Source organism: Amnibacterium sp., assembly GCF_025463795.1.
In the GTDB taxonomy this organism is placed as follows: Bacteria; Actinomycetota; Actinomycetes; order Actinomycetales; family Microbacteriaceae; genus Amnibacterium.
This window is the reverse complement of sequence record NZ_JAODBE010000080.1, coordinates 1-20,300: the sequence shown is the minus strand read 5'-3', so window position 1 is coordinate 20,300 and position 20,300 is coordinate 1. Positions and strand designations below refer to the sequence as shown.

General features: G+C 73.0%; 22 protein-coding genes and 1 tRNA gene. 15 read left to right on the top strand and 8 right to left on the bottom strand.

The window, feature by feature from the left end; all coding sequences use genetic code 11:
- Window positions 1-91 precede the first annotated feature (91 nt).
- The 5 genes from JWQ92_RS07900 to ccsB are packed head-to-tail and all read left to right on the top strand — an operon-like array spanning window position 92 to window position 4,672.
- Window positions 92-721 (top strand): histidine phosphatase family protein, encoded by a 630-nt coding sequence (locus JWQ92_RS07900; protein WP_297343915.1) that lies wholly within the window; start codon window positions 92-94, stop codon window positions 719-721.
- Window positions 718-1,293, top strand: coding sequence for a TlpA disulfide reductase family protein (locus JWQ92_RS07895; RefSeq protein WP_297343914.1), 576 nt, complete (start codon window positions 718-720; stop codon window positions 1,291-1,293). Before JWQ92_RS07900 ends, JWQ92_RS07895 begins: the two co-directional genes overlap by 4 nt.
- Entirely contained in the window at window positions 1,290-2,024 is a 735-nt protein-coding gene (locus JWQ92_RS07890) for a cytochrome c biogenesis CcdA family protein (RefSeq protein ID WP_297343913.1), read from the top strand. Before JWQ92_RS07895 ends, JWQ92_RS07890 begins: the two co-directional genes overlap by 4 nt.
- A complete protein-coding gene (locus JWQ92_RS07885) occupies window positions 2,008-3,615 on the top strand; it encodes a cytochrome c biogenesis protein ResB (RefSeq protein WP_297343912.1) in 1,608 nt (535 codons plus the stop codon). The genes JWQ92_RS07890 and JWQ92_RS07885 overlap by 17 nt, the downstream gene beginning before the upstream one ends.
- 43 nt (window positions 3,616-3,658) lie before the next feature.
- Entirely contained in the window at window positions 3,659-4,672 is a 1,014-nt protein-coding gene (ccsB, locus tag JWQ92_RS07880) for a c-type cytochrome biogenesis protein CcsB (protein WP_297343925.1), read from the top strand.
- A gap of 75 nt (window positions 4,673-4,747) precedes the next feature.
- Here the strand turns inward: ccsB and JWQ92_RS07875 are convergent, their stop codons facing one another.
- Entirely contained in the window at window positions 4,748-5,728 is a 981-nt protein-coding gene (locus tag JWQ92_RS07875) for an o-succinylbenzoate synthase (protein WP_297343911.1), read from the bottom strand.
- Window positions 5,729-5,759: 31 nt separating this feature from the next.
- On the opposite strand from JWQ92_RS07875, the gene JWQ92_RS07870 reads away from it, so the two are divergent.
- From JWQ92_RS07870 to JWQ92_RS07860, 3 genes are all read left to right on the top strand, one after another.
- A complete protein-coding gene (locus JWQ92_RS07870; RefSeq protein ID WP_297343910.1) occupies window positions 5,760-6,638 on the top strand; it encodes a 1,4-dihydroxy-2-naphthoyl-CoA synthase in 879 nt (292 codons plus the stop codon).
- 1 nt (window position 6,639) lies between these two features.
- A complete protein-coding gene (locus tag JWQ92_RS07865; RefSeq protein ID WP_297343909.1) occupies window positions 6,640-7,782 on the top strand; it encodes an AMP-binding protein in 1,143 nt (380 codons plus the stop codon).
- Between the two features lie 127 nt (window positions 7,783-7,909).
- A complete protein-coding gene (locus JWQ92_RS07860; protein ID WP_297343908.1) occupies window positions 7,910-8,863 on the top strand; it encodes a 1,4-dihydroxy-2-naphthoate polyprenyltransferase in 954 nt (317 codons plus the stop codon).
- A 16-nt stretch (window positions 8,864-8,879) separates the two neighbouring features.
- Here the strand turns inward: JWQ92_RS07860 and JWQ92_RS07855 are convergent, their stop codons facing one another.
- Window positions 8,880-9,182 carry a DUF4229 domain-containing protein gene (locus JWQ92_RS07855; protein ID WP_297343907.1) on the bottom strand — a complete coding sequence of 101 codons (303 nt, stop codon included), beginning with the start codon at window positions 9,180-9,182 and terminating at the stop codon, window positions 8,880-8,882.
- Between the two features lie 116 nt (window positions 9,183-9,298).
- Here JWQ92_RS07855 and JWQ92_RS07850 point away from each other — a divergent pair, with 116 nt between their 5' ends.
- Genes JWQ92_RS07850 through menD form a run of 3 tightly spaced genes read left to right on the top strand, consistent with a single transcriptional unit; the run spans window position 9,299 to window position 11,682 of the window.
- Entirely contained in the window at window positions 9,299-9,658 is a 360-nt protein-coding gene (locus tag JWQ92_RS07850; protein WP_297343906.1) for a PLDc N-terminal domain-containing protein, read from the top strand.
- Window positions 9,659-9,689: 31 nt separating this feature from the next.
- Window positions 9,690-10,034, top strand: a complete 345-nt coding sequence (locus JWQ92_RS07845) for a hypothetical protein (RefSeq protein WP_297343905.1) — start codon at window positions 9,690-9,692, stop codon at window positions 10,032-10,034.
- Window positions 10,027-11,682 (top strand): 2-succinyl-5-enolpyruvyl-6-hydroxy-3-cyclohexene-1-carboxylic-acid synthase, encoded by a 1,656-nt coding sequence (gene menD, locus JWQ92_RS07840; protein WP_297343904.1) that lies wholly within the window; start codon window positions 10,027-10,029, stop codon window positions 11,680-11,682. Before JWQ92_RS07845 ends, menD begins: the two co-directional genes overlap by 8 nt.
- Here menD and JWQ92_RS07835 read toward each other — a convergent pair.
- Window positions 11,630-12,904 carry an isochorismate synthase MenF gene (locus JWQ92_RS07835; protein WP_297343903.1) on the bottom strand — a complete coding sequence of 425 codons (1,275 nt, stop codon included), beginning with the start codon at window positions 12,902-12,904 and terminating at the stop codon, window positions 11,630-11,632. The genes menD and JWQ92_RS07835 overlap by 53 nt on opposite strands.
- 41 nt (window positions 12,905-12,945) lie before the next feature.
- On the opposite strand from JWQ92_RS07835, the gene JWQ92_RS07830 reads away from it, so the two are divergent.
- The 3 genes from JWQ92_RS07830 to JWQ92_RS07820 are packed head-to-tail and all read left to right on the top strand — an operon-like array spanning window position 12,946 to window position 16,143.
- Window positions 12,946-13,671, top strand: coding sequence for a demethylmenaquinone methyltransferase (locus tag JWQ92_RS07830; protein WP_297343902.1), 726 nt, complete (start codon window positions 12,946-12,948; stop codon window positions 13,669-13,671).
- Window positions 13,668-14,729 carry a polyprenyl synthetase family protein gene (locus JWQ92_RS07825; RefSeq protein ID WP_297343901.1) on the top strand — a complete coding sequence of 354 codons (1,062 nt, stop codon included), beginning with the start codon at window positions 13,668-13,670 and terminating at the stop codon, window positions 14,727-14,729. The genes JWQ92_RS07830 and JWQ92_RS07825 overlap by 4 nt, the downstream gene beginning before the upstream one ends.
- 55 nt (window positions 14,730-14,784) lie before the next feature.
- Window positions 14,785-16,143, top strand: coding sequence for an FAD-dependent oxidoreductase (locus tag JWQ92_RS07820; protein ID WP_297343900.1), 1,359 nt, complete (start codon window positions 14,785-14,787; stop codon window positions 16,141-16,143).
- A 109-nt stretch (window positions 16,144-16,252) separates the two neighbouring features.
- On the opposite strand, the gene JWQ92_RS07815 is transcribed toward JWQ92_RS07820, so the two are convergent.
- The 5 genes from JWQ92_RS07815 to JWQ92_RS07795 form a co-directional block, all read right to left on the bottom strand.
- Window positions 16,253-16,483, bottom strand: a complete 231-nt coding sequence (locus JWQ92_RS07815; protein WP_297343899.1) for a hypothetical protein — start codon at window positions 16,481-16,483, stop codon at window positions 16,253-16,255.
- A 67-nt stretch (window positions 16,484-16,550) separates the two neighbouring features.
- Window positions 16,551-17,015, bottom strand: a complete 465-nt coding sequence (locus tag JWQ92_RS07810; RefSeq protein ID WP_297343898.1) for an NUDIX domain-containing protein — start codon at window positions 17,013-17,015, stop codon at window positions 16,551-16,553.
- Window positions 17,012-17,797 (bottom strand): alpha/beta fold hydrolase, encoded by a 786-nt coding sequence (locus JWQ92_RS07805; protein ID WP_297343897.1) that lies wholly within the window; start codon window positions 17,795-17,797, stop codon window positions 17,012-17,014. The genes JWQ92_RS07810 and JWQ92_RS07805 overlap by 4 nt, the downstream gene beginning before the upstream one ends.
- 41 nt (window positions 17,798-17,838) lie before the next feature.
- Complete coding sequence (cls, locus tag JWQ92_RS07800) at window positions 17,839-19,299, bottom strand: cardiolipin synthase (protein ID WP_297343896.1); 1,461 nt, start codon at window positions 19,297-19,299, stop codon at window positions 17,839-17,841.
- Between the two features lie 199 nt (window positions 19,300-19,498).
- Window positions 19,499-19,987, bottom strand: a complete 489-nt coding sequence (locus JWQ92_RS07795) for a YajQ family cyclic di-GMP-binding protein (RefSeq protein ID WP_297343895.1) — start codon at window positions 19,985-19,987, stop codon at window positions 19,499-19,501.
- 225 nt (window positions 19,988-20,212) lie between these two features.
- Here JWQ92_RS07795 and JWQ92_RS07790 point away from each other — a divergent pair.
- Window positions 20,213-20,294, top strand: a tRNA-Tyr gene (locus JWQ92_RS07790).
- Window positions 20,295-20,300: the final 6 nt, after the last annotated feature.

The window sequence follows — 20,300 nt, the reverse complement described above, 5'->3', positions numbered from 1 at the left end:
CGGAAGCCTACCGAGAGCGGCTCAACGGCGCCGATGCGGGGCCGGACGCGGTGGCGCAGGGCCTCTTACCCTCGCTTCGTACACTGTGCGGGTGGTCGCTCGAGCGCTCCACCTCGTCCGACACGGCGAGGTGCACAACCCGGCGGGCGTCATCTACGGGCGGCTCCCGGGCTACCGCCTGTCCGATCGCGGCCGGGAGATGGCTGCGACGACGGCGCGGGCGATCGCCGATCTGCCCGTCACGCGCCTGGTCGCCTCGCCCCTGCTGCGTACGCAGCAGTCCGCGCAGCCGATCGCCGAGATCTTCGACCTCGAGGTCGAGCCGGACGAGCGGGTGATCGAGTCGGCGAACCGGTTCGAGGGCCGCGTCTCCGCGGGGGCCGCCCTCTTCTCCGAACCCAGGGACTGGCCGCTGTTCCGCAACCCGCTCGTGCCGACGTGGGGTGAGCCGTACCGCGCGATCGTGGAGCGGATGCGGCAGGCGATCCTCGAGGTCTTCGCCACGACGGAGAGCGGCGACGCCGTGATCGTGAGCCACCAGCTGCCGATCTGGATGGTGCACCGCAGCGTGCAGGGCAAGCCGCTCCCGCACGACCCGCGTCACCGTCGGTGCGCCCTGTCGAGCGTGACGACCTTCGAGCGGCGCGACGGCCGCATCGTCGAGACCGCCTACGCGGATCCGGCGGCCCCGCTCGCCGCCGTCGACCGGGGCGCGACATGAGGCGCACGCTGCCCGCGGCGCTCGCCCTCGGCGCCGCGCTCCTGCTGAGCGGCTGCACGCAGCAGGGGTGGACCTCGCCGAGCGACGGCAGGACGATCGACGGCACCGGTGTGGAGGAGTGGCAGCACCCCACGTCGGCCCCCGTGAGCTTCTCCGGCCCCACCACCGACGGCTCCGTCTTCCGGTCGTCCGCGCACAAGGGCGAGGTGCTCGTCGTGAACTTCTGGTACGCGGGCTGCGGCCCCTGCCAGACCGAGTCGCCGACGTTGACGACGCTCGCCGAGCAGTACACGGGCAAGGGCGTGCAGTTCGTCGGCGTCAACGTCCGCGACGAGGCGGGCGAGGCGAAGCCGTTCGAGGAGAAGTACGGCGTGCCTTATCCGAGCATCCTCGATCAGGCGAACCACGGTGCTGTCGAGCTCGCCTTCGCCGGCAGCATCCAGCCCAACGCCACACCCACCACGCTCGTGATCGGCAGGGACGGGCGGGTCACCGCCCGGATGCTCGGGCAGGCGGACCCGTCGATCCTCAAGGCCCTGATCGACTCGGCCGTCTCGGGCCGCGACACGTGAGCACCCTCGTCGGCCAGGGCGCCCTGCTGCTCGGGATCCCCGTCGCCCTGGCGGCCGGCGCGCTGTCGTTCGCGTCGCCGTGCGTGCTGCCGCTCGTGCCCGGCTACCTCGGCTACGTCGGCGGGATGGACCGGCCCACCGGCACCCGGCGCCCCGGCGGCCGGCTCGCCCTCGGCGCGGTGCTGTTCGTCCTGGGCTTCTCCGTCGTGTTCGTGCTCGCCGGCACGGTCATCGGTTCGGCCGGGTTCTTCCTCGTGCAGTGGCGCGACCTGCTCACCCGCATCTCGGGCGTCGTCGTGCTGCTGCTCGGCATCGTCTTCATCGGCGGGCTCGGCCCGCTGCAGCGCACGATCAAGCCGGCCTGGCAGCCGCGCACGGGTCTCGTCGGAGCGCCGCTGCTCGGTGCCGTGTTCGCGATCGGCTGGACCCCGTGCCTCGGCCCGACGCTCACCGCGATCTACTCGCTCGCGCTGCAGGGCGGATCCGCGGGACTCGGCGCCCTGCTCGCGTTCGTCTACTCGATCGGGCTCGGCCTGCCGTTCGTCGCCATCGCGATCGGCCTCGGCTGGGCGACCCGCAGCACCGCATTCCTCAAGCGGCATATCCGAGCCGTGAATCTCGCGGGCGGCGGCCTGCTCGTCGTGATCGGCCTGCTGATGGTGTCGGGCCTGTGGCTCGGCGCGCTCAGCGGGCTGCAGGCCTGGTGGGGTGGGTATGAGCAGGCCCTCTGACGCCTTCGAGTCCGGGTTCGAGGATCCGCGACCGGTCGAGAACCCGCGGCTCGGGCCCCTCGAGTGGGCGCGCTGGGCGTGGCGGCAGCTGACGAGCATGCGCACGGCGCTGCTCCTGCTGCTCGCGCTCGCGATCGCCGCGGTGCCCGGGTCGCTGATCCCGCAGGAGTCCGCGGATCCGAACGGCGTGATCTCGTGGAAGGCGAGCAACGCCGCGTTCGTGTCGATCGCCGACGTCCTTCAGCTCTTCGACGTCTACACGTCGGCCTGGTTCTCCGCGATCTACCTGCTGCTGTTCGTCTCGCTGGTCGGCTGCGTCGTGCCGCGGCTGTTCCACCACCTGAAGGCGCTGCGGGCCGCGCCGCCGCGGACACCCGCACGGCTCGGCAGGCTGCCCGCGTACCGCACCGCCGAGTCCGAGGGCGACGCGGAGCACGCGCTCGCGACGGGCGAGCGGCTGCTGCGCCGGCGCCGGTATCGCCTGCAGCGCTACGGGTCGAGCGTCTCGGCGGAGCGGGGCTACCTGCGCGAGACGGGCAACCTCGTCTTCCACACGGGGCTCGTCGGCGTCCTCATCTCCGTCTTCGTCGGCGGCGGCTTCACCTACACCGGGCAGCGGATCGTGGCGACCGGCCAGACGTTCGTCAACGAGCAGCAGGCCTACGACACGATCTCGACGGGCCGGTTCTTCGGGGACTCGTCGCTGCAGCCGTACGCGATCACGCTGAACAGCCTGGCCGTGAAGTACGAGACCCGGAACCTCGCAGCGCTCGGCGAGCCGATCGACTACACCGCCGACGTGACCACCCAGCAGCCGGGGCAGAAGCCGCAGAAGCGGGTCATCAAGGTCAACGAGCCGCTCTCCATCGGCGGCACGGACGTGTACCTGCTCGGCAACGGCTACGCGGCGAAGCTCACGGTGCGCGACGCGAAGGGCAAGGTGATCTTCGGCGGCACGGTCCCGTTCCGGCCCCAGGACAACGACCTCACCAGCCTCGGGGTGGTGAAGGTGGGCAGCGCCAGCCCGAAGCAGCTCGGCCTGGTCGGGTTCCTCTACCCGACGGCCGTGCGGCAGACGACGGGCGCACTCGCGTCGAACTTCCCCGACCTGCTGAACCCGATCGTGACCTTCAGCGTCTACACCGGGTCCCTCGGGTCCGGCCCCCAGAACGTCTACACGCTCGACACGACGGGCATGACCCAGGTCGCGGGGCCCCCGACGAAGACGAAGGGCATCCAGCTCTCCCCGGCGGACCCGGTCGCGATCCTGCCCGACGGCCTCGGCACGGTGAGGCTGGACGGCATCACCCGGTTCGCGGCCCTCGACATCCACCACGACCCGTCGCAGGGCTGGGTCGGGGGCTTCGTTGTGATCACCGTCGCGGGCCTCATCACGTCGCTGCTGATCCCGAGGCGACGGATGTGGCTGAAGGTCACGGACGAGGACGGCGTGCTGCGTCTCGAGTACGCCGCGCTCGCCCGCGGCGACGACCCGGCGCTCGAGCGGGCCGTGGCCGACTTCGCGGAGGAGCACCGGCAGGCGCTCGAGGCCGACCGGGGACCGGTCGAACGGGTGCCCGCGGGCGTCTGAGCGGCGCCCGCGTCCATCCGACCCGGCTTAGGCTGCTGCCGTGATGACCACGCCGCTCGATCAGCTGTCGGTCCTGCTGCTGCTGTCGGCGATGGGGCTGTACGCGGTCGCGTTCGTCGCCTTCGCACTCGACCTGGCCCGTCGGTCGAGCGAGGCGCAGGCGATGGCCGACGAGGCCGCGTCCCGCTCCGCCGGCGCCACCGCCTCCGCCGCGGTCTCGGAGGTCCGCGGCGGCGTCGCGACGCTCGTGGCCGCACCGCCCTCCGTCGACGGTCCGCCGCGCTCGAACCGGCGCACCGCGGCCCGCGTCGCGCTCGCCGTGCTCACCGTCGGCTGGGTGCTGCACCTCGGCGCCGACGTGCTCCGCGGCATCGCCGCCGCCCGCGTCCCGTGGGCGAACATGTACGAGTTCTCGATGACCGGCACCCTGATCATCGTCGGCATCTACCTGCTCGCGCTCACCCGCGTCGACCTGCGTTTCCTCGGCGCGGTGATCACCGGTCTCGTGCTCGTGCTGCTCGGCATCGCGACCGTCGGCTTCCGCGTCGCCGTCTCGCCGCTGCCGCCTGCCCTGCAGTCGTACTGGCTCGTCATCCACGTCTTCGTCGCGATCCTCGGCACCGCGTTCTTCACGCTGTCCGGCGCGGTGTCGGCCGTGCAGCTCGTCCAGGCGCGGCGGGAGCGGGTGCTCGCGGCAGGCCGCACCGCCGACCGCGTGAAGCTGCTCGCGACGGTGCCCACGTCGACGCGGCTCGAGAACATCGCCTACCGGGTCGCCATCGTGGGCTTCATCCTGTGGACCTTCACCCTCATCGCGGGCGCCATCTGGGCGAACCACGCGTGGGGCCGCTACTGGGGCTGGGACACCAAGGAGGTGTGGACGTTCATCATCTGGGTGATCTACGCCGGCTACCTCCACGCCCGCGCCACGCGCGGCTGGCGGGGCAACGGCTCCGGCTGGCTCAACCTCATCGGCTACGGCGCCGTGCTGTTCAACTTCGGAGTCGTGAACGTCTTCTTCCACGGCCTGCACGCCTACAGCGGCCTCTCCAGCTGACGTCGCAACCCACACTTGCCACTTTCTGACCCCATCCGGCCGGTTTGAGGGCAGAAAGTGGCAAGTGTGCGTCGGTCAGGCGGGGAGCAGGGCGTGGCAGCGGCGGATGCGGTCCGCCCACCACGCCGTGCGCTCCCGGTCCGCGGCCCAGCGGTCGAGGAGCGCGGATGACGGCGTCACCCGCCGCACCGGGATCCCGCCGTCCAGCGGGGTCAGCGGGTCGTCCGTGACGTCCGCGCCGAGCAGGGCCGCGGTGCCGAGACCGCAGTCGTAGGGCAGGTCCGGCAGCGCGGCTGCGAGGAACGCGCCCATCGCGAGACCGACCGACGTGTCGATCGCGCTCGAGACCACCGCAGGCAGCCCGGCCTCCGCCACGAGCGCCGCCGCTCGCCGCACGCCGCCGAGCGGTGCGGCCTTGATCACGAGCAGGTCCGCCGCGCCGGCCCGCGCGACGGCGAGCGGATCAGCGGCCTTCCGCACCGACTCGTCCGCCGCGACCGGGATCGCGAGATCGCGGATTCGGTTCCGCAGCTCCGCGAGCTCCTCGAGCCGGGCGCACGGCTGCTCGGCGTACTCCAGGTCGAACGGCGAGAGCGCGCGCAGCGCGTGCTCGGCCTCGTCGACGTTCCAGGCGGCGTTCGCGTCGATCCGCACCCGGCCTTCGGGGCCGAGCACCTCGCGCGCCGCCCGGACGCGGGCGACGTCGTCCTCGAGGCGCCCCCCGGGCTCCGCCACCTTGACCTTCGCGGTCCGGCAGCCGGGGAAGCGGGCGAGCACCCCGGGCACGGCAGCCGCCGGGACCGCCGGGACGGTCGCGTTCACCGGCACCACGTCGCGGAGCGGAGCGGGCGGCTCGCTCCAGCCGAACTCGATCGCGGCCGCGAGCCACGCCGCGGACTCGGCGTCGTCGTACTCGACGAAGGGCGCGAACTCCGTCCAGCCGACCGGGCCCTGCACGAGCGCCGCCTCCCGGACCGTGACACCGCGGAACGGGGTCACCATCGGCAGCGCCACGACGCGCAGGCCGGCGAGGAGGTCGTCGACGCCGGGGAGCATCCGCCCATCCTCCCGCCTCTACGCTGCACCCATGCCCGTGTCCGAGCTCTTCGACCCCGCCGTCTGGCGCGACACGGATCACGGTTACACCGACATCACCGACCATCGCAGTCCGGACGGCCGCATCGCGCGGATCGCCTTCGACCGGCCCGAGGTCCGCAACGCCTTCCGGCCGCACACGGTCGACGAGCTCGCGCGGGCGCTCGAGGACGCCCGCACGGATCCGAAGGTCGGCGTCGTGCTGCTCACCGGCAACGGCCCGAGCGCGAAGGACGGCGGCTGGGCGTTCTGCTCCGGCGGCGATCAGCGGATGCGGGGACGCGGCGGGTACGAGTACGAGGACGGCGGGCAGGGCTTCGGGCGCCTGCACATCCTCGAGGTGCAGCGGCTCATCCGGTTCCTGCCCAAGGTCGTGATCGCGCTCGTGCCCGGCTGGGCCGCGGGCGGCGGCCACTCGCTGCACGTCGTGTGCGACCTCACGATCGCGTCGGCCGAGCACGCGCGGTTCAAGCAGACCGACGCCGACGTGGGCTCCTTCGACGGCGGCTACGGCAGCGCCTACTTCGCCCGGCAGGTGGGCCAGAAGTTCGCGCGGGAGGTCTTCTTCCTCGCGCAGGAGTACGACGCCGAGCGGGCGCTCGCGGCCGGGGCGATCAACGCCGTCGTGCCCCACGCCGAGCTCGAGACGACCGGCATCGCCTGGGCCCGCACGATCCTCGGCAAGTCGCCGACCGCCATCCGCATGCTGAAGTACGCGTTCAACGCCGTGGACGACGGGATGGTCGGGCAGCAGCTGTTCGCGGGAGAGGCGACCCGGCTGGCCTACGGAACCGACGAGGCGGCCGAGGGCCGGGACGCGTTCCTCGAGAAGCGGCCTCCGGACTTCGGCGGCTTCCCCTACGCCTACTGACATGCGCCCGCTGCTCGCCGTCCCGGCCGGGGATCCCGCCGACCTCGCCGTCGCCCTCCGCGCCGCGCTGGACGGATCCGGGCCGGCGATCCTGCCGCTCGCGCCGGGCGCCCCGCGCCCCCTCGATCTCCCCGACGAGGTGCCCGTGGCGACGGCCGTCGTGGTGGCCACATCGGGCAGCAGCGGCGCACCGAAGCGGGTCGTCCTGTCGACCGCGGCCCTGCTCACCTCGGCCGCGGCGACGGAGAGCGCCCTCGGGGGACCGGGGGAGTGGGTGCTCGCGCTGCCGGGGCACTACATCGCCGGCATCCAGGTCATCGTGCGGTCGCTGGCCGCGGGCGGGGAGCCGTACGCGATCCCGGCGGGACCATTCCACGCCGCGACCTTCGCCGCCGCCATCGACGCGCTCCCCGCGGACCGCCGCCGCTACAGCGCCCTGGTGCCCACGCAGTTACACCGGGTGCTCGACGCCGTCGCGGGCGGGGACCGCGACGTCGCCGACGCCGTGCGGCGGCTCGACGCGCTGCTCATCGGCGGCGGCCGCCTCGCCGACGCGGACGCGACGCGGGCCCGCGAGGCCGGCATCCGCGTCGTTCGCACCTACGGAGCGTCCGAGACCGCGGGCGGCTGCGTCTACGACGGCGTTCCCCTCACGGGCGTGGAGGTGCGCGTCGTCGACGGCGAGGTGCAGCTCGCCGGGCCCGAGCTCGCCGACGGGTACCTCGGCGACCCCGCGCGCACGGAGCGGGTGTTCGTGGCAGAGCCGGGCCGGCGCTGGTACCGCACCGGGGACGCCGGCGAGTGGGACGGCGAACGGCTGAGCGTCACCGGCCGGCTCGACGACGTGATCGTGTCCGGCGGGGAGAAGGTCTCGCTCGCCCTCGTGGAGCGGGCGGTGCAGGAGCTGCCGGGGATGGCGGACGCGGTCGTGGTCCGGGCGCCCGACCCCGAGTGGGGCGAGGTGCCGGTGGTGATCACCACCGCCGGCGGCACCGACCTGCCCACGATGCGGGCGGTGCTCGGCGAGCGGCTCGGCCGCGCTGCGGCGCCCCGCCGGATCGTGGTCGTGGATCCGCTTCCGCTGCTCTCGAACGGGAAGCCCGACCGGGTGCGCCTGACGGCGCTGGCCGCCGGCGCTTCCTGATCGCGCCGTTCCGGAGAAACGGAGCGACACGCCGGATCGGAGCACCGCGGCGCGGCGCGCCGTGCAGGAACTCCGGAACCGCGTGATGGACGGTGCGGCATGGGCTCGCTCCCTAGGATGTGACGCCGTGGCGAGGAGTACGACGACCAAGCGGCCCCCGGTCCGGCGCAGCCCGGCGAAGTCGGCGACCCGATCGACGGCCGCCCGGCCTCAGCGCCCGGCGGGCTGGATCTCCGGCGCCCGGCCCCGAACGCTTCCCCTCGCCATCGCGCCCGTCGCGCTCGGCACGGGCGCCGCCGTCGCGGGCGGCGGCGGGCACCACCTGTGGCTCGCTTGGCTCTGCCTCGCGGTCGCGCTGCTCCTGCAGATCGGCGTCAACTTCGCCAACGACTACTCGGACGGCGTCCGGGGCACGGACCGCTTCCGCGTCGGGCCGGCGCGGCTCACCGCCTCCGGCAGGGTGAAGCCCCGCACGGTGCTCGCGGTGGCCCTCGCCTGCTTCCTGCTCGCGGCGGCGGCCGGCGTCGCGATCGTCGTTCTCACGCAGGTCTGGTGGCTGCTCGCCGTGGGTGCCGCCGCCCTGCTGGCCGCGTGGTTCTACACAGGCGGCAAGCGTCCCTACGGCTACGCCGGGTTCGGCGAGATCGCCGTCTTCCTCTTCTTCGGCGTCGCCGCCACCGCCGGCACCACCTTCGTGCTCATCGGCGACGTCACGGCGGAGGCGTGGTTCTGCTCCGTCGCCATCGGCTGCATCGCCTGCGCGGTGCTGCTCGTGAACAACCTGCGCGACATCGAGCAGGACAGGGCGGCGGGCAAGCGCACGCTCAGCGTGCGGATCGGCGCCCGCGGCAGCCGGATCCTCTACGGCGTCCTGATGCTCGTGCCCTACCTGGTGCTCGGGTACCTGACGATCTTCTATCCGTCGGCGTCGCTCGTGTTCCTGACGGTGCTGCTGTCCGGGCCGGCGGTGCTGATCACCGCCACGGCGAAGATGCCGAGGGAGCTCGTGCTGGCGCTCAACCTCACCGGCATCGCAGCCCTGGTCTACGGCCTCGGCCTGGCGGCCGCGCTGGCGTTCTGAGCCCGGTCGTGCCCGTTCACCGGGGCCCGGGCTCGATCGCGGCGTCCTCGACGAGCTCGTCCTCGCCGGTGTCGGGCTTGCGGGGCTTGTCCGGCCGCGCACGCAGGTCGGCGAGCTCGCCGGAGAACGCGCGCCGCTGCCGGGACAGGAAGATCACGGAGATGCAGAGCCCGACGATCGCGGCGATCAGGGCGGCGAGCAGCAGGCTCGCCCCCAGCGCGTACGAGACCGCGAGCGGCACCACGAACGCGAGCACCCGGAGCACGGAGAAGACGATCCAGGCGGGCATCCCCCGTCGTCGTCCGGCCTGCTCGGTCACCGCTTCAGGATAGGCCGCGGGGTCCGGCCGGGCGCCGCGCCGATCACAGGGAATACCTATGCGATGGGGACCTCCGGGCGCGCGGCGCCCCCTCCGCGCTGATCTACAGTGACGACATGGCGCGACTGGTCGTGGGAGTCGTGATCGCGGTCGTCGTCTTCACGATCTTCGCGCTGGTCGATTGCGCCCTCACGGAGCGAGCCCGCGTGCGCGGCATCCCGAAGGCGCTGTGGCTGCTCGTGGTGCTGCTGCTGCCGGTGCTCGGCGGCGTGCTCTGGTTCCTCATCGGCCGCGGTCCGCTCCGACGCCGCCCCCTGCCGCCCGACGACGATCCGGCGTTCCTCGGCGGTGGCACGGGTCCGGCGCCCGCTCCGGCGCACGCCCCGATCGACGACGAGCTGGCGCTGCTCGAGCAGGAGCTCGCGAACCTCGACTCGGACTCCGACGACGACGGCGGGGACGGCCGCCACCGCTGACGGTCCTGGCGGCCGGGCTTACGCTGACCCCGTGGCCAGGATCGAGCTCGTCGTCGCGCTCGTCGTGCTCGTGCTCGAGCTGTACTCGATCGTGAACTGCATCCTGACGCCCGATCCGCAGGTCAAGGGCATCCCGAAGGGCCTCTGGCTGGTGCTCATCGTGCTGCTGCCGCTGCTCGGCAGCGCGCTCTGGCTCGGTGTCGGGCGCGATCGCGTCGCGCCGGCCGCGCGTCGGGGGTCCGTCGTCGCTCCGCCGGCCGTCCCGCCGTCCGGCTACGCGGCGATGACCGGGGAGGAGCGGATCCGCCGGATGGAGGAGGACCTCGCGCGCCTCGAGCGCGAGTCGGGCGAGGACGGCGCCGCGCCGGGTGGCTGAGCCGAGCCCGGCCGGCCGTGCCGCGGCCGCGCTCCTCGGCGCGCTCGTCGGCGCCGGTCTGACCGACGTCGTCGTCTCTCCCGGGTCGCGGTCGCAGGCGCTCGCCCTCGCCGCAGCCGGGCTCGAGAGGGCTGGGGCGCTGCGGCTGCACGTGCGGATCGACGAGCGCGTCGGCGCGTTCACCGCGCTCGGCCTCGGGATCGAGACCGGGAGGCCCGCGGCCGTCGTGGTGACGTCGGGCACCGCGGTCGCGGAGCTGCATCCCGCCGTGCTCGAGGCGCACCACGCGGGGGTGCCGATGCTCCTGCTCACCGCCGACCGGCCTGCGGAGCTGCGGGGCACGGGCTCGAACCAGACGACCGTGCAGCCGGGGATGTTCGCCGCGGCCGTCCGCGCGGAGTGGGACCTGGCGGCGCCGGAGGGCGACGACGACGTGACCCGGGCCGCCGCGCTCGCGGCCGAGGCCTGGCGAGCGGCGGTCGACGGGCGTGGGCCCGTGCACCTGAACCTGGCCTACCGGGAGCCGCTGTCCGGAGATCCGGGGGCGGAGCCGCCGCCGCCCCCCGCGGCGAGGCCCCGGCCGCCGATCGAACCGCTCGTGCTCGAACCCGGCCGCCGCACCGTCGTGATCGCCGGGGACAAGGCGGGCGAGGGGGCCGAGGCCTTCGCCCGCGCCCTGAACGCCCCGCTCCTGGCCGAGGTGTCGAGCGGCGCCCGGTTCGGCCCCAACCTCGTCGTGGCCTACCGCGAGCTGCTCGACGACGCCGACTTCGGGGGCCGGATCGAGCGGGTCGTGGTCCTCGGGCATCCGACCCTGAGTCGCCAGGTCCCGCGACTGCTCGCCCGCGACGGCCTGGACGTCGTGCTCGTCGGCCCTCCTGGTGGGGACTGGTTCGACCCGACGCGGGGCCGCGCGCGCCGCACCGCCGACGTCGCGGCGTCCGCCCCGGATCCGGATCGGTCCTGGACGGGACGCTGGGTCGGGGCCTCCCGCGCGATCCTCGATCGCACCGACGACGTGCCCTACATCGGTGATCCCGCCGCGACCGGCGCCAAGGAGCGTCGCGCCCTCACGCAGGCCGAGCTCGCCGCGGTCCGCGCCCCGATCACTCGCCGCTTCCTCGTCGACGCGGTCTGGCGGGCCACGTGGCCGCACGACCGACTCGTCCTCGGCGCCAGCCGGCTCATCCGGGTGGCCGACGGCGCCGTGCCCGGCAAGCGGATCCGCGTGATCGCGAACCGCGGCCTCGCCGGCATCGACGGCACCATCAGCACGGCGCTCGGCGTCGCCGCGGGCATCGACCCGGCCGTGCGGGCCGGCACCGTCCGGGTGCTGCTCGGCGACCTCGCGCTGCTCCACGACGCCGGCGCGCTGCTGCGCACCCCCGACGAGCCGGCCCCGCGCGTGCAGGTGCTGGTGGGCAACGACGGTGGCGGCACCCTGTTCGACTCGCTCGAGGTGGCGGGCACCGCCGATCCCGCGGCGTTCGACCGTGTGCTGCTCACCCCGCGCCCTGTGGAGCTCGAGGCGCTGGCGGCCGCCTACGGCTGGGCGTACCAGCGCGTGACGACGCGGGGCGACCTCGACCGTGCGCTCACGGCACCGCCACGGGGTCCGAGCCTGCTCGAGGTCCCGTTGCCGCGCTGAGCGGCAGCCCGAGCGCTTCGAGCACCGGCGCGAACTTCCATCCGGTCTCCGCCAGCTCGCTCTTCGCGACGGATCCCGCGACGATGCCCGCACCGGCATATGCGCGCACGCGGTCGGGCGTCTCGATCTGCGCGGATCGCAGGCCGATCGCCCATTCGCCGTCGCCCGTCGCCCCGATCCAACCCACCGGACCCGCGTACCGGCCGCGGTCGAACGGCTCGAGCTCCTCGATCAGCGCGAGCGCGGCGTCGCGGGGCGCCCCCGCGACCGCCGCGGTCGGGTGCAGCGCGTCGACCAGGTCGAGCGCCGTCCTCCCGTCCGTGAGCAGCGCGGTGGCGTCGGTCGCGAGGTGCCACACGTTCGGGAGGCCGAGCGCGAACGGCCGTCCGAGGGTGAGGTCGTCCACCATGCCCCCCAGGGTGAGGAGCAGGCTGTCCACGGCCAGGGCGTGCTCGAAGCGGTTCTTCGGCGAGGCGAGCAGCGCGTCCCTCGCCGACGCGTCGACCACCGGGTCGTCGTCGCGGGCCGCGGTGCCGGCGAGCACCCGGGCCGTCACGGCGTTGCCGTGCACCGTGGCGAGCGTCTCGGGGCTCGCGCCGAAGAACCCGTCCACGGCGAAGGTCCACGCGTCGCGGTAGCGCCGGCGGAGGACCCGCAGCGCGCCCGTCACGTCGAAGCCGGGCGGGACCTCCAGCGCGAGGTCGCGGGCGAGCACGACCTTCTCGAGGCCGCCGTTCCGGATGCGGGCGACGGCGGCCGAGACGGCGGCCTCGTAGTCGGCCCGGGCGAAACGGTCGCCCGGGGCCGTCGCCGGCGCCGCGGGGGCAGCCGGGTCGCCGTGTCCCCCGATGTCCGTGACGAACGCGACGCCGTCGCGACGACCGACCACCCGCCGGGGTACGACCAGGGTGCTCGGGGTCGCCGATCCGTCCGCGAACGCGAACGCGCCGAGCGCGATCAGACCCGTGCCGGGGAGCCGGAGCGGGTCGTCGATCCGGGCGCCGGCGATCAGCGCCCGCCAGGCGTCGGCGGCTTCGCGGATCCGGCGTGCTCCGGACGAGACGACGCGGTGCGCGACGCCGAACGCGAGCAGGCGGTCCTCGCCCCTCGCCCACACGGCGACAGGCGCACCGAACTCGGCCGTCGCGGCGTCGTCCGCGCCCCCGATATCGGAGATCTCCCTGGTCGCAGCGGAGAATTCCCCTGCGGCCCGATCCGTCACCCGCACAGAGTACGCGTGCGCGCTCGAAGTAGACTCGCAGGGTGTCCTCGGCCGACCTCACCAAGAAGCCAGCCGACGTGGCGGCGATGTTCGACCGGGTCTCGCGACGGTACGACGTGACGAACGCCGTGCTGTCGGGCGGCAACGCCGCGCTGTGGCGCATCGCCACGGTGCGTGCCGTCGCGCCGCGGCCGGGGGAGCGGATCCTCGATCTGGCCGCCGGCACGGGCACCTCGAGCGAGGCGCTCGCGCGGTCGGGCGCCCGGGTCGTCGCGGCCGATTTCTCGAAGGGCATGCTGGCCGTCGGCCGCGCCCGCCACCAGGACGACCAGCGGGTCGAGTTCGTCTTCGCCGATGCGCTCGCCCTGCCCTTCGGCGACGACGAGTTCGACGCCGTGACCATCTCCTTCGGCCTCCGCAACGTCGCCGATCCGCATCGCGCGCTCGCCGAGATGTACCGGGTGTCGAAGCCGGGCGCCCGCATCGTGATCTGCGAGTTCTCGAAGCCACCGCTCGCGCCCGTGCGGGCCGCCTACTTCGCGTACCTCGAGCGCGCGATGCCGGCCATCTCCAGGCTCGCCAGCTCGAACGCCCCCGCGTACGACTACCTCGGCGACTCGATCAAGGCCTGGGCGGACCAGACCACGCTCGCCGCCTGGATGCGCGAGGCCGGATTCAAGCAGGTGCGGTACCGCAACCTGACGGGCGGCATCGTGGCGCTGCACCGCGGCGTGAAGCCCGCGGCCGGGGTCTGGGCGAGCGAGTGACGACCCGCACCCCGGTCGCACGCCGCAGCAAGTCGCTCTCAGCGCAGTTCGGGCTCACCGAGCGGCTCTTCGTCTCGGCGAGCGAGCGCAGCCTCGCCGCCCGCATCGAGGAGGGACTCGAGCAGGTCGAGCAGGGACTGCTGGAACGGGTCACCTTCGACGACGCGTTCGCCGACGTCACTTCCCGCTACCTGCTGGCCGCGGGCGGAAAACGCGTGCGGCCGCTGCTCACCCTGCTCACGGCGCAGCTCGGCGACGGCATCACGCCCGACGTGATCCTCGCTGCCGAGGCCGTGGAGATCACCCATCTCGCATCGCTGTACCACGACGACGTCATGGACGAGGCGGAGCAGCGGCGGGGCGTCCCGAGCGCGCAGACGGTCTGGGGCAACTCGGTCGCGATCCTCACCGGCGATCTCCTCTTCGCCCGCGCCAGCAAGCTCATCGCGGAGATCGACGGGTCGACGGCGATCTCGCAGACCCAGACCTTCGAGCGGCTGGTGCTCGGGCAGCTGCACGAGACCATCGGTCCGCAGCCGGGGGAGGACCCGGTCGAGCACTACCTCCAGGTGCTCAGCGACAAGACCGGGGCCCTCATCGCCGCCGCGGCCGAGTGGGGAGCCACGTTCTCCCATGCGCCCGAGGAGTACCGGCAGCCCCTTGCCCGGTTCGGCGAGCGGATCGGCGTCGCCTTCCAGCTGATCGACGACGTCATCGACCTCGCCCCCCAGGACGCGCAGACCGGCAAGACGGCCGGCACCGACCTGCGCGCGGGCGTGCCGACCCTCCCGCTGCTCTACCTGCGCCGCCGGGCGCTTACCGACCCGGAGGGCGCCGCGCTCCTGCTCCGCATCGACGAGGGCGTCGAGGGTGCCGACGACCGGGCCCTCGAGTCGGCCATCGCCGACCTGCGGGCCCACGAGGTGACCGCCGACACCACCAGCGAGGCGCACCGGTGGGCCGCGGAGGCCGTCGGCGCCCTCGATCCGCTGCCGGAGGGCGGCGTGAAGCGGGCGCTGGTGCGCTTCGCCGACCTGCTCGTCGACCGTTCCAGCTGACGCCCCACGGATGCGGCTCCCGCCGGATGCCCCGTCCGTTCCGAAAGGACTTCTCGTGACCACGCTCCGCCTCGCCATCGTCGGTGCGGGACCCGCCGGGATCTACGCCGCCGACATCGCCAAGAAGGCCGACCGCGGCTTCGACGTCTCCATCGACCTGTTCGAGCGGCTGCCCGCCCCCTACGGACTCGTCCGGTACGGCGTCGCGCCGGACCATCCCCGCATCAAGGGCATCATCGGCGCGCTCCGCGAGGTGCTCGACGGGGGAGCGGTGCGGCTGTTCGGCAACGTCGAGTACGGGGTGGACATCACGCTGGCCGACCTGCGCCGCCACTACCACGCGGTGATCTTCTCGACGGGCGCCATCCGCGACTCCGATCTCGACCTCCCCGGCATCGACCTGCCCGGCTCCTACGGCGCCGCGGACCTCGTCAGCTGGTACGACGGCCATCCCGACGTGCCGCGCGAGTGGCCGCTCGACGCCCGCGAGGTCGCGGTCATCGGGAACGGCAACGTCGCGCTCGACGTCGCGCGGATGCTCGTCAAGCACGTCGAGGACCTGATGCCCACCGAGGTGCCGCCCAACGTCGTCGACGGGCTCGCCGTCTCGCCGGTGACCGACGTGCACGTGCTCGGCCGCCGGGGGCCGGCGAACGTGAAGTTCACGCCGCTCGAGCTGCGCGAGCTCGGCGAGGTCCGCGACGTCGACATGATCGTTCACAACGAGGACTTCGAGTACGACGAGGCCGCGAGGCGGGCGATCGCGACGAACAAGCAGGTGCTGGTCATCGACCGGGTGCTGCAGGGCTGGCGGAAGCGCGAGGTCGGGACCGCGAGCCGGCGCCTGCACTTCCACTGGTGGGCGCGACCGGTCGAGATCCTCGGCACCGATCACGTGACGGGCATCCGCTGGGAGCGCACCGAGCCGGACGGGATGGGCGGCGCGCGGGGCACCGGCGAGTTCCGCATCCAGGAGGTGCAGGCCGTCTACCGCGCCGTCGGGTACTTCGGCTCACCGCTGCCCGAGATCCCCTTCGACCGGATGCACGGGGTCATCCCCAATCACGAGGGTCAGGTGCTCGGCGACGACGGGTCGCTGATGGCCGGCGTGTACGCGACCGGCTGGATCAAGCGCGGTCCCGTCGGGCTCATCGGCCACACGAAGTCCGACGCGATGGAGACGGTCGATCACGTGCTCCGCGACGGCGGCCTGTGGTGGTCGCCCGAGCGCCCGGACGAGCGCTCGGTCGTCGAGCTGCTCGAGTCACGCGGCGTGCGCTACACGACCGTCCAGGGCTGGCACCTGCTCGATGCCCATGAGGTGGCACTCGGTGCTCACGAGGGGCGCGGCCGTGTCAAGGTCGTGCCCCGCGACGAGATGCTGACGGCCTCCTTGGGCGACCCCGTCCACTGAGCCGGCAACGCGCGCCTGCCACTTTCTGCCCGATGAACCGATTCACAAGGGCGGAAAGTGGCAACCCTGCGTTTCGGGGGCCGGACGGGGCGTCCGGGTGGGCGAGCGGTCAGAGGGCGACGGTGTCGTTCGTGTCGGCCAGTTCGCGGTCGCGCTCGTAGATCCAGCCGGTGGCGGCGTCGCCACCCACGAGGGCCCACCGTCCCGGGAAGTCGACGTGGGGGTTCTCGAGGATTCGGGGCGCGTCCTCGGCCTCGGGCGCGACGTCGATGTCGTGCGTCTCGAGCTCGTCGTTCAACGCGTCGGTGCGGAACGCGACGCGGATGCTGCGTGATGCCATGCCCGGACGGTACTGCGGACCGGTTCGCAGTGAAGCGAACGCACAGCCGACGATCAGACGGCGGCGGTCAGACGAGGGTGAGTGCCGTGCGGAGCAGCTCGGCGAGGCGTTCCGGGTAGATCGTCGCGTCGGAGGCCTCGATCTTCGCGAGGGTCCACCAGCGCATCCGCACGGTCGACCGATGCTCGAGGTCGGTCAGGGCGGTGCCGGCGGGGTCGAAGTGCGCTACCCGGGCGGCGAAGAAGTCCTCGGTCTGCTCGATGATCGCGCCGTCGAACGGGAACACGGTCGTGCGGCGCCACAGCGGCCCGGCCAGCGCCGCGGCTTCGAGCACGAGACCGGTCTCCTCCCAGACCTCACGGACCGCCGCGCGCTCGGCGTCCTCGTCGGCCTCCCGTCCGCCACCCGGGGTGATCCACCACGTGCCGAGCTCGGCGGCCGCGGGGTCGAAGCCCTCGATGAGCAGCACGCGGTCGGCGTCGTCGACGAGCAGCACGCGGGCTGCGCTCCGCACCACGCGGGCCTCAGTCATCCGGTCTCCTCGAGGAAGGCGAGCGCACGCTCGCGGAACTCCCGAGAGGTCGGCGCGTTGAAGTGCCCCCGGCCCGGGATCGGGAAGAACGTGCCCTGCGGCGCCGCCGCCGCGAGCCGCCGCGACGCCTCGAGGATCGGATCCTCGGTGCCCGTCGCGAAGAGCACCGGCACCCGCGGCGGATCCGCCGGGTCGGGCTGCGTGCTTCCCCGCATCCCCTCGACGAGCGACACGAGCGCGGACAGATCGTTGCCCCGGAGCGCGCCCGCCATCTCGAGGTAGGTCTCCGTCAGCCGGTCGCCGACCGCCGTGCCGTCGGCGATGAATCGGCGGGCCGCGTCGACGCGGAAGCGGGTCAGCGGGTCGCCGTCCGGGATGCCGCCGAGCACCGCCCGGTCGACGAGGTGCGGCGCCTCCACCGCGGCATGCCAGCCGACACGCGCACCCAGCGAGTAGCCGACGTAGGCCACGCCATCGGCGAGGTAGGTGTCGAGCACGGTCTGCACGTCCGCGACGAGGAGCGGCATCGAGTACGCGGACGGTCCATGCGGCTTGCCGCTCGCGCCGTGGCCGCGCTGGTCGAACGAGAGCACCCGGCGGCCCGCCCGCGCCAGCTCCCGCACCCAGCCGGTGGCGTACCAGTTGGCGGACGCGGACGACGCGAACCCGTGCACGGCCAGCACGGTGGCGCCGTCCGGGTCGCCGCTCTCGTACGTCGCGAGCCGCACCCCGTCGGGTGCCAGGACGAAGCGGGGCTCGGGCGCGCGGGCGACGACGACCATCGGTTCCTCTCGGGCGGCGGGGCTCCAGCCTGCCGCATCCCCTACTGGAGGCCGGCGGTGAGGCGCGCGACGTTGTCGAGGACGGCGGTGCGGAGCGGGCGCCGCTGCCACTCCTCGAGCGTGAGGCGCCGGCTCGCACGGCGGTACCCCTCCTGGATCTGCCGCAGGTCGTTCACGAACTGCTTGCCGCGGACCATCATCGAGACCTCGAGGTTCAGCGAGAAGGACCGCATGTCGAGGTTGCTCGACCCCACGACCGCGACGTCGTCGTCGATCGTGAAGTGCTTCGCGTGCAGGATGGTGGGCTTCGCGTAGAGCCAGATGGTGACGCCCGCCTTCAGCAGCTCCTCGTAGTAGGAGCGCTGGGCGTGGAAGACCATCGCCTGGTCGCCGATCTCGGAGACGAAGAGCTCGACCTCGACGCCGCGCTCGGCCGCGGTCGTCACGGCGTACAGCATCGAGTCGTCGGGCACGAAGTAGGGGCTCGTGAGCACGATCCGACGCTGCGCCGCGTAGATGAGGCCGTTGAAGAGCCGCAGGTTGTTCTCGCCCTCGAAGCCCGGGCCGCTCGGGACGAGCTGGCAGTCGAGGTGCTCCTCGCCGACCGCTTCGACGGATTGGCGGCCCTCCCGCGTGAGGAGCTCGTCCGTCTCCGAGTACCAGTCGCTCAGGAACACGGCGTTCAGCGCGGCGACGGTCGGGCCCTCGAGACGGACCATCAGGTCCTTCCACTTGAGGCCGCGGCGGCGGTTGGTCCACCGGTCGTAGGTGCGATCGATCATGTTCTGCGAGCCCATGAAGCCGACGCGGCCGTCGACCACGACGATCTTGCGGTGGTTGCGCAGGTCGGGACGCTGGTAGCGGCCGCGAAACGGCTGCACCGGCAGCAGCAGGTGCCACTCCGCGCCCATCGCGGTGAGGCGTCGCTTCGTGGCGCGGTAGCCCCGCACGCGCAGCGACGCGATGTGGTCCATCAGCACCCGCACGGCCACTCCGCGCTGCACCGCCGCCTCGAGCGCGTCGAAGAAGCGGGCGGTCGTCGGATCGAGGGACAGGATGTAGAACTCGACGTGGACGAACGACTCCGCCGTCTCGACGGCCGCGGTCATCTCCGCGATCGAGCGGTCGTACTCGCCGAACAGCCGCGCCGTGTTGCCGCCGAGCAGGGGCATCGCGCCGAGGCGCCGGTTCAGCTCGCTGAGGGACGCGAACCAGGCCGGCCACAGGTGGTCCGGTATCGCCTGGTCGATGCCCTCCGTGGCGTTCATGATGTAGCGGTTGATCGTCTGCTGCTTCTCGCGGCGCCGCTTCGACAGCTTCGTGCTGCCGAACAGCAGGAAGGCGAGCACGCCCAGGTACGGCACGAAGAAGATCGTCAGCAGCCACGCGGCCGCCGTGGTGGGCCGCCGGTTCTTCGGCACGAAGATCACGGCCAGCACGCGGATCACGAGATCGAGCGCGACGAGGCCGATGGTGATCGCCAGGGAGAGGCTGGCGGGCATGGCTGGAGTCTAGGGACGGGGCTTCATTCGCTTCTCGCCCTAGAAGTGGTGCCCCCAGGCCGGGCGCCGCGGTCCGCAGCCCCTGCGCCGAGCACGCGCCCGAGGGCCCTCTCGTCCCGCTGGAGCGAACGGATCCTGGCGTTCTGCTGGCCCGTGGGGCGTCGACCCGTGCGGGGCGCCACCGGGAGCGCCCCGCCGGTCAGCGGAAGTTGATGAACTGCAGGTCGAGGTCGAGGTCCGCGTTCTTCAGCAGGGCGATGGTGGACTGCAGGTCGTCACGGCTCTTGGACTGCACGCGCAGCTCGTCGCCCTGGATCTGGCTCTTCACGGTCTTCGGGCCCTCGTCGCGGATGAGCTTCGAGATCTTCTTCGCGTGCTCGCTGTCGATGCCGCTCTTGAGCTTCGCCTCGATGCGGTACTCCTTGCCGCTCGCGAACGGCTCACCGGCATCGAGGCTCTTCAGCGAGATCCCCCGCTTGATGAGCTTCGACTGGACGACGTCGAGCACCGCCCGGACGCGCTCCTCGCTCGACGCCTTGAGGGTGATCGTCTCGCCCTTGAAGTCGATCCCGGCGCCGACGCCCTTGAAGTCGTACCGCTGGTCGACCTCCTTGCGCGCCTGGTTGAGGGCGTTCTCGGCCTCCATGGAGTCGACCTTGCTGACCACGTCGAAGGAGGAATCCGCCATGCCGACGAGTGTAGGTCGGGGGCTGAGCGGGTGCTCCGGGAGCACGACGGCAGGGCGGACCGACCGCCGGGATGTGCCTCTGCAGTGCCACACGATCTGCGCGGTGAAGGACGGACCCGCGGAGCGGGTCACCGAGACCCCATCGTGATTTCGTCGGGCCTCGTCGCCCCGGTATCCTTGGTGCGCGCCTCCGGCCAGCCTGCATCAGGCTGGCCGGAGCAGCCAGGCGGGTTACCCAAGCGGCCAAAGGGATCTGACTGTAAATCAGCCGGCGTAGCCTTCGGGGGTTCGAATCCCTCACCCGCCACGCCGC